At 57.3% G+C, this 8842-nt stretch carries 7 protein-coding genes; all 7 read left to right on the top strand.

Annotated elements, in window-relative coordinates; genetic code table 11:
* Positions 1-172: 172 nt before the first annotated feature.
* The 7 genes from IBX51_RS09340 (at position 173) to IBX51_RS09310 (ending at position 8837) form a co-directional block, all read left to right on the top strand.
* Positions 173-922 carry a Crp/Fnr family transcriptional regulator gene (locus IBX51_RS09340; RefSeq protein ID WP_291830907.1) on the top strand — a complete coding sequence of 250 codons (750 nt, stop codon included), beginning with the start codon at positions 173-175 and terminating at the stop codon, positions 920-922.
* A 56-nt stretch (positions 923-978) separates the two neighbouring features.
* On the top strand, positions 979-1380 hold the full coding sequence (locus IBX51_RS09335; RefSeq protein ID WP_291830906.1) for a ribonucleotide reductase subunit alpha: 402 nt from the start codon (positions 979-981) through the stop codon (positions 1378-1380).
* 107 nt (positions 1381-1487) lie between these two features.
* Positions 1488-3638 (top strand): transcriptional regulator NosR, encoded by a 2151-nt coding sequence (gene nosR, locus IBX51_RS09330; RefSeq protein WP_291830905.1) that lies wholly within the window; start codon positions 1488-1490, stop codon positions 3636-3638.
* Between the two features lie 62 nt (positions 3639-3700).
* Positions 3701-5596, top strand: a complete 1896-nt coding sequence (gene nosZ, locus IBX51_RS09325) for a TAT-dependent nitrous-oxide reductase (protein WP_291830904.1) — start codon at positions 3701-3703, stop codon at positions 5594-5596.
* Between the two features lie 225 nt (positions 5597-5821).
* Positions 5822-7090 (top strand): nitrous oxide reductase family maturation protein NosD, encoded by a 1269-nt coding sequence (locus IBX51_RS09320; protein WP_291830903.1) that lies wholly within the window; start codon positions 5822-5824, stop codon positions 7088-7090.
* On the top strand, positions 7087-8010 hold the full coding sequence (locus tag IBX51_RS09315; RefSeq protein ID WP_291830902.1) for an ABC transporter ATP-binding protein: 924 nt from the start codon (positions 7087-7089) through the stop codon (positions 8008-8010). Before IBX51_RS09320 ends, IBX51_RS09315 begins: the two co-directional genes overlap by 4 nt.
* On the top strand, positions 8007-8837 hold the full coding sequence (locus IBX51_RS09310; protein WP_291830901.1) for an ABC transporter permease subunit: 831 nt from the start codon (positions 8007-8009) through the stop codon (positions 8835-8837). Before IBX51_RS09315 ends, IBX51_RS09310 begins: the two co-directional genes overlap by 4 nt.
* The last annotated feature ends 5 nt before the right edge of the window (positions 8838-8842 follow it).

The raw sequence follows: 8842 nt of genomic DNA, 5'->3' as shown, positions 1-8842 counted from the left end.
CCAAACTGTGCTCAAAATACGAAGCTAGTTAGCAAAGCGAATAATTGAGTTAAGTCAACTACTCAACAAGAACCCGCCTTATACCCCCATCGGGGGAGCGATTTTTCACCAGCATCCTTCTACTATTTAAAACAAGATATTGAATGCATGAATATGCAGAGAGGATACACCCATGGTCATCCCCCACAGCGCCGAAAGCCGATACACCAAACCCGTACTCGTCGCCGTCAACAAACCCCTTGACGAAGAAGATGGCCTGGAAAAACTCCGCAGCCACGCCCTGTTCCGCAGCCTCAAAGCCCACGACCTGGACCATCTCATCCAGCAGTCACGGCGCTTGCGCCTCGGCCACCACCAATTGCTCTACCGCCAGGACAGGCCCGCGCACCACTTCTTCTTTGTGATCAGTGGCCGCCTCAGACTCTACCGCCTGGATTCCTCCGGCATCGACAGAACCCTCGACAGCATCGCCCCCGGCGACTGCTTCGCCGAAGTCATGATCTACGCCGATCCGCCAAGGTATGCCTGCTACGCCGAAGCGCTCAAATCCAGCGAAGTGCTGATGATCCCGGTCAAAGCCTATCAGGAACTGCTTAACCAGCACCCGGAATACGCCCAGGCCGCACTTCGCCATTACGCCATGCGCGCCGTTACCCGATTCCACGACCTTGAAATCATGACCGTTCAGAGTGCCCGTGACCGCCTGATTCGCTATTTGATCGACCTGCTGCCAAACGGCGGACAGGAGAGCGGCGAAGTTGAACTACCGTTACCCAAATGTCTGGTCGCTTCGCGCCTGGCCATGCAGCCTGAGACCTTCTCCCGCATTTTAGCTGATCTCAAAGCCAACGGCTTAGTAAGGGTTAATCGCAGCAAACTGTTTATTTCTGATCCTCAGCGGCTGATCGCAATCAGTCAGTAGCTTCCGGGCCTCCTCCGGGCCCTTTTTTTAATTCTCGCCAAGTCAGGGGCATTTTTATGATCAGCAGTTACCAGGATCTTGTTCAGGCCAGCCAGCAGGAGCCCGAAGGCCAGCGCTTTCTGTTTGTATTCTGCAAAGCCGAACTGCCGGACGATGCCTCAGCCAGTGAGCGGGAAACTTTTAATCGCGGTGAGGGAGGGGCGCTGACCCCGGTGATTTGCGTGGACAAAACGCCGAACGAGGCTCCCGATTTTAACGCTCTGGCCGAAGAATCCCGCGCTACCGGACAAGACTGGGACATGGTCTTTGTCGCGGCCATGTCAGGGAGGGGCGGGATCGAACTCAGCAGCGATGAAGCGCAGCAGCCGCTCACTATGATGGTCGAAAGCATCCGAATGGGGAATTTGGGAAATTACCTGCCGCTGGACCAGTCGGGGCAGGTGGTTAACTTCGGGTAGCGGTTTTACGCTGCGGATATTAGCCCGCAGTTCTGCCAAAAAGAGGCATTTTACTTAAATTAATATTGGTTCGCCCATTGTGTATTCCAAGTGGATTGGGGGTTTGAGTGTTCAACGTAATCCGCCTAGCTTTCATCGCACTGACGGTTCTGGCCAGTGCTGCGTCAGCCAGCACCCGGCCGCTGAGCGAGTATGAGCCAGTCGCCGGGCGCCAGGTAATACAGGTCGCCATTCCCTCCGTCACCCGCTTCCAGCCGCGTGAAGACAATCGCGCCATTCAGCAACTGTACGCCGGCGACGAACTGGTGGGCTACGGCTATCAGACCCTTGATTTTGTGCAAACCCCGGCCTATTCGGGTAAGCCTCTGAACGCCATGGTCGTGCTCGACACCGAAGGCGAAATTAAGGGTGCCCGGGTGATTCATCACGACGAGCCGATTCTTCTGATCGGCATCCCCGAAATCAAGATGCACGAATTTACCGACCAGTACGCTGGCCTCAAAGCCGACCAGCGGGTCACGGTGGGAGGTAAATCAAGCGAACGCCGAATTGCCGTGGACGGCCTTTCCGGGGCTACGGTTACCGTCATGGTGATTAACGAAGTCATCATGCGCACCGCGCACCGCATCGGTGGCGAGCTTGGCTTGGTCGAAGGTGCCGGTGTCGGCAAACGCCCACCGATGGCTGAAGTTGATAAAGACAATTTTCGTCCCCGCTCCTGGACAGAACTGACGGGTGATGGCTCTATTCGCCGGATGCTACTGACTCGTGGTCAGGTTGACGATGCCTTTGCTGGCGGCCCCGCTGAAGGTTTCGAAACCGCCGCCCCCGGTCAGCGTGATAACGCTCTGATTGATCTCTACGCAGCCTATCTGGATGCCCCCACCATTGGTCGTAACCTACTGGGCGACCGCCAATACCAGTGGCTGATCTCTGAGCTGAAAGAGGGCGAACATGCCATCGCCGTGCTGGCAACCGGCTCATACTCCTTTCGTGGTTCAGGCTATGTTCGTGGCGGTATCTTTGATCGTTTGCAGGTTCGCCAGTTCGGCGACACCTTTAACTTTCGTGATCTTGACTACCATCGCCTGAGCGACGTGTATCTGGGCGACATGCCCCGTCTGCCGGAAATGGCGATCTTCATCATCCGTCAGCAATACAATTTTGACCCCGGTGAGCCCTGGTCGCTCGAGTTGACCGTCAAGCGCCAGACTGGTCCGCTTGATAGTGAGTTTGCGGTGTTCCCTCTGGAGTACCAACTGCCAGACAAATATTACACCCGTGCAGAACCAGAGCTGACCCAGGAAGAATGGCTGGAAGAGCAGCCATTGTGGGTCCAGGTCTGGTACCAGAAGCAGTTTCAGATCATCGTCATTGGTCTGGGCATTGGGGTGCTGATGTTCATCCTTTTCTTCCAGGATTGGTTGGTGCAAAAGCCTCGGATGATGCGCTGGATTCGCCACGCATTTCTGACCTACACCCTGTTCTTTATTGGCTGGTATGCGCTGGGGCAGCTGTCGATCGTTAACGTGCTGACTTTTGTAAACAGCCTGATCAGTGGCTTCCGGTGGGAAACCTTCCTGATTGATCCGATGCTGTTCATTCTCTGGTCCGTGGTGGCCGGTATCGTGGTGCTCTGGGGTAGGGCAGTCTACTGCGGCTGGCTGTGCCCGTTCGGCGCCTTGCAGGAACTGACCAACGAAATTGCTCGCAAACTGAAGGTGCCCCAGTACACCGTGCCGTTTGCTGTGCATGAGCGCCTCTGGGCGATCAAGTACATCATCTTGCTGGTGCTGTTCGGTGTTTCTCTGGACTCTCTGGCCACTGCCGAGCGAATGGCGGAAGTGGAACCCTTCAAAACCGCTATTACCCTCAAATTCGATCGTACCTGGCCGTTTGTGACCTACGCGGTGTTGCTGCTGGTGGTCAATTTGTTCACCCGCAAAGTCTTCTGTCGCTATCTGTGCCCGCTTGGGGCCGCCCTGGCACTGCCGTCCAAGTTGCGGGTGTTCGACTGGCTCAAACGCCGCAAAGAGTGCGGCAATCCCTGCCGCCTGTGCGACCACGAGTGCGAAGTTCAGGCTATCCACCCGGACGGGCACATCAATTACATGGAATGCCACTACTGCCTGGATTGCCAGATGACCTATTTCGATGACCACAAATGCCCGCCTTTGATCGTGAAACGTCGAGGCAAGCGCCGTGGTCACAATGCACCGGGCCACCCGGAGGAAATTCCCGTGGTACAGGTGAAATGAGCAGTACCAATAAAACGCCATGAGAAGCGAAAACCGCCATAACCAATAACGGAGTTGGAGCTATGAGTAAACAAGATGATCTGAGCAAAGGTACACCGGAGGTTTCCGAAGGTGGTCTGAGCCGCCGTCGCTTTATGGGCGCCGCAGCCCTGGCTGGCGTAGCCGGCGCGACGGGCCTTGGCACCACAATGATGACTCGCGAGTCATTCGCGGCCGCCGCGCAGGAAGCACGTAACAAGGCGCACGTAGGGCCGGGCGAGCTGGATGAGTACTACGGCTTCTGGAGCGGTGGTCATCAGGGCGAAGTGCGCGTTCTGGGCGTTCCCTCCATGCGCGAGCTGATGCGGATTCCGGTGTTCAACATTGATTCCGCCACTGGCTGGGGCATCACCGATGAAAGCAAGGACATTCTGGGTCGGGACAAGCTGTATCCGAATGGCGATTGTCACCATCCACATGTGTCCATGGAAGACGGTCGTTACGACGGCAAATACCTGTTCATTAACGACAAGGCCAACAGCCGCATTGCCCGTATCCGTCTGGATATCTTCAAGACCGACAAGATCACGCACATCCCGAATGTGCAGGCGATTCACGGCCTACGCCTGCAGAAGGTGCCCCGCACCAATTATGTATTCTGTAACGCCGAGTTTGTGATTCCGCAGCCGAACGATGGCAGCGATTACAGCATGGAGAACAGCTACACCATGTTCACCGCAGTGGACGCGGAAACCATGGAAGTGTCCTGGCAGGTGATTGTCGACGGCAACCTGGACAACACCGACGCCGACTTCACCGGCAAGTACGCTGCCTCCACCTGCTACAACTCCGAGAAGGCTGTGGACCTGGCGGGCACCATGCGCAACGACCGCGACTGGGTTGTGGTGTTCAATGTCGAGCGCATTGAAGCGGCCGTCAAAGCCGGTAACTTCAAGACCATCGGTGATTCCAAGGTGCCAGTGGTTGACGGCCGCAAAGGCTCGGCGTTAACCCGTTATATTCCGGTGCCGAAGAACCCGCACGGCCTGAACACTTCTCCGGACGGCCAGTATTTCATTGCTGCGGGCAAGCTGTCGCCGACCGTTTCTATAATTGCCATTGACCGGCTGGACGATCTGTTTGATGACAAGATCGGCGATCGCGATCCGATTGTGGCGGAACCAGAGCTGGGTCTTGGACCGCTGCATACTACTTACGATGGCCGTGGCAATGCCTACACCACGCTGTTTATCGATAGCCAGGTGGTGAAATGGAACATTGCCGATGCCATTAAGCACTACAACGGTGAGAACGTGAATTACATCCGCCAGAAGCTGGATGTGCACTATCAGCCGGGCCACAACCACGCTTCTTTGACGGAGTCGCGGGATGCCGATGGCAAGTGGCTGGTGGTGTTGTCGAAGTTCTCGAAGGATCGCTTCCTGCCCGTTGGCCCGCTGCATCCGGAGAACGATCAGCTGATTGATATTTCCGGTGAGCAGATGAAGCTGGTTCACGATGGCCCGGCGTTTGCGGAGCCTCACGACTGCATTCTGGTGCGCCGCGATCAGATCCGGCCCAAGAAGATCTGGGACCGCAACGATCCATACTTCGCGCCTACCCGTGCCCAGGCGGAAAAAGACGGCATCACACTTGAGTCTGACAGCAAGGTGATCCGCGATGGCAACAAGGTGCGGGTGTACATGACCTCGATTGCGCCTCAGTTCGGATTGTTGGAATTCAAGGTGAAGGAGGGGGATGAGGTTACGGTGATTGTGACCAACCTGGACTCCATCGAGGATGTGACTCACGGTTTCTGTATGGTGAACCATGGCGTGAGTATGGAGGTGAGCCCGCAGCAGACGGCGTCGGTGACCTTTACGGCTGGTAAGCCAGGCGTGTACTGGTACTACTGCAACTGGTTCTGCCATGCGCTGCATATGGAGATGGGTGGTCGCATGTTGGTCGAGAAGGCCTGACCTTCTCTTTTTCGGGGCTCTTTCTGAGTCCCGGCTCCTCCCATTAGCTTGGGAGGAGCAATCCAAGAGGAGACTGCTTTCCAAAACACGCTCCTTCGGCACATCCATGTGGCGCTTGGGCTCCGCCATCCATGGCTCCGCACAGTTTTGGAAAGCAGTCTCCTCTCGGATTGCCGGACCTTGGGGTCGGGGATTCGAAAACTTTCATCGCTCAGAGAACGATTGATGTATCAACTTTTGCGTTATGGGGTGGCCCTGTCAGTCGCTCTGATTTCGCTGACCGCAAGTGCCAACCTGCAAGATCAGCTGGATGCCCTGGAGCCAGGCGCATCGTTCGAGCTTCCTTCCGAGCAGCTTCCGCCATTGGTTATCCGGGTGCCCGGCGTTTCTGTGTCCTGTGCTGACGATTCGGTGATTGATGCCGGTGGGGCGGGGCATGGGGTGGCGATTCTGGCGGAGGCGGTGACGTTTTCCGGGTGTACGTTGCGCAACTGGGGGCAGGATCTGAACGAGCTGGATGCCGGGGTGTTTGTGGCTCGGGAGGCGCGGGGTGCGGTGGTCGAGAACAACCGGTTGCAGGGGCCGGCGTTTGGGGTTTGGTTGGATGCGACGCCGGATGTGATTGTTCGGAATAACGAGATACGCGGGGAGGCCAGCCTTCGGTCTCAGGACCGGGGTAACGGTATTCATCTGTTCAATACCACCGGGGCGTTGATTGAGGGCAATGACATCCGCCAGACCCGGGATGCGATTTATATCGAGACGGCGAATAACAACAGGATTCGCAATAACGTGATGACGGATCTGCGTTATGGCATCCACTACATGTACTCGATGCATAATTTGCTGGAGGGCAATGTCACCCGGGGCACGCGCACGGGTTATGCGCTGATGCAGAGCAAGTATCTGACGGTGGTGAATAACCGGTCGGAGAACGATGAGAATTACGGAATTCTGATGAACTTCATCACCAACTCCACCCTGAAGGGCAATGTGGTGACCGGGGTATCTCAAGGGCAGACCGGCGGTGTGATGATCGCCGGAGGTGAGGGCAAGGCGGTGTTTATCTACAACTCGCTGTACAACACCTTCGAGGGCAATCTGTTTGCCAACAGCAACATCGGCATTCATCTGACCGCCGGTTCCGAGCAGAACGAGGTATTTGATAATGCCTTTGTGAACAACGAGCGGCAGGTGAAGTATGTGGCTACCCGCACCCAGTCCTGGGCAAAGGATGGGCGTGGCAATTTCTGGAGTGATTACCTGGGCTGGGATCGTAATCAGGATGGAATCGGTGATGTGCCCTACGAGCCCAATGACAACGTGGACCGCTTGTTGTGGAAGTACCCGGAAGCTCGGGTGCTGATGTTCAGCCCGGCGGTGGACACCTTGCGCTGGGTGCAGGATGCCTTCCCGGTGGTGAAGTCTGCCGGGGTGAGTGATCCCCATCCCTTGATGCGAATTCCCGAACACCTGCAATCGGAGATCCGATGAACTGCTTTCGACTGGACAATGTGAGCCACCGCTACGATAAGGCAACGGTGCTCCACGGCGTGGATTTGCGGCTGGAGCCGGGGGAAATTCTCGGACTGTTTGGCCACAACGGGGCGGGTAAAACCACCTCGATCAAACTCATTCTGGGTTTGATGAAACCGACCCAGGGCAAGGTTTCCGTGTTGGGTGGCGAAGCCGGTGATCCTCACGTAAGCCAGCACATAGGCTATCTGCCGGAAAACGTGATGTTCTATCCCCAGCTGACGGGGAGAGAAATTCTCAGCCATTTTGCCCGGCTCAAAGGGGCTAGCCTTAAGCAGGTGCCCAAGTTGCTGGAGCAGGTGGGGCTGGACGACGCCATGGATGCCCGCACCAAGACCTACTCCAAGGGCATGCGCCAGCGCCTTGGCCTGGCTCAAGCGTTGCTGGGCAAGCCTAAGCTATTGATGCTGGACGAACCCACGGTTGGTCTGGACCCGGTGGCAACGGCCGATTTGTACCGGTTGCTGCGGCGCTTGCGGGATGACGGCGCGGGAATTGTCTTGTGTTCTCACGTGTTGCCGGGTGTCGAGCCCTACATCGACCGCGCCGCTATCCTGACCGATGGCACCCTGAAAGCCGTTGGTGATCTGCCGGCCCTGCGTCAACAGGCCAATATGCCGGTCACACTAACCGTGGAACCGGCTACTACCATGATGGCACTGGAGAAGGCGATCGACGGCGCAGGCTTCATGATGATGAAAAGCAACAACGGTCGACTGCAGGTCGATGTAAAACCCAAGGAAAAAATGGCGCTGATACACGCACTGCTGAACTCGGGAGAAGTGGCAGACCTGGGCATCCACCAACCGAGCCTGGAAGATATCTACGTCCACTTCATTGGCTCGGGTGGCCTGGCCCACCGGGGAGGCAGTCAATGAACGCGATCTGGACCATTGCCCGCAAAGAGCTCAGCGACAGCTTCCGTAACCGGTGGCTGGTGGCCATCTCTCTGGTGTTCGCCACCCTGGCCCTGGGCATTGCCTGGTTTGGTGCCGCCGCCTCGGGGCAGGTGGGCTATGCCTCCACCCCCGCCACCATTGCCAGCCTTGCCAGCTTGGGCATCTTCCTGATTCCCCTGATCGCCCTGCTGCTCGCCTACGATGCCATCGTGGGCGAAGAAGAGGGTGGCACCCTGCTGCTGCTGATGACCTATCCGCTCAGTAAGAGCCAGCTCCTGCTCGGTAAATTCCTCGGCCACGGCCTGACCCTGGCTCTGGCCACCCTGATCGGTTTTGGAGTGGCCGGCATTGCCATTGCCCTGCTGGTGGAAGACGTTGCCATTGGCGCGCTGGCCGTCGCCATGGGTCGGTTCATCGGCTCCACCATCCTGCTGGGCTGGGGCTTTATCGCCCTGGCATACCTGGTCAGCGTGCGCGTCAGCGAAAAACCGGTCGCCGCCGGCATGGCCCTGGCGATCTGGTTTTTCTTCGTGCTGATCTTCGATCTGATGCTGCTGGGCACGCTGGTCGCCAGCGAAGGCAAATTTAACCCCGATCTGCTGCCCTGGCTGCTGATGCTCAACCCCACCGACATCTATCGCCTGCTCAACATCGTCGCCTTCGGTGACAGTGCCCAGCTCAGCGGCGTACTCAGCCTGGGCTCCGACTTGCCGATCGGTGCCGGCGGCCTTTGGCTGGGCCTCATCCTCTGGTGCGCCATCCCCCTGGCTGGCGCACTGCTGTTGTTCCGCAACCGTCGAATCTGACCGGA

The organism is Marinobacter sp., assembly GCF_014859525.1.
Taxonomy (GTDB): domain Bacteria; phylum Pseudomonadota; class Gammaproteobacteria; order Pseudomonadales; family Oleiphilaceae; genus Marinobacter.
This window is presented reverse-complemented; position numbering and strand designations above follow the sequence as displayed.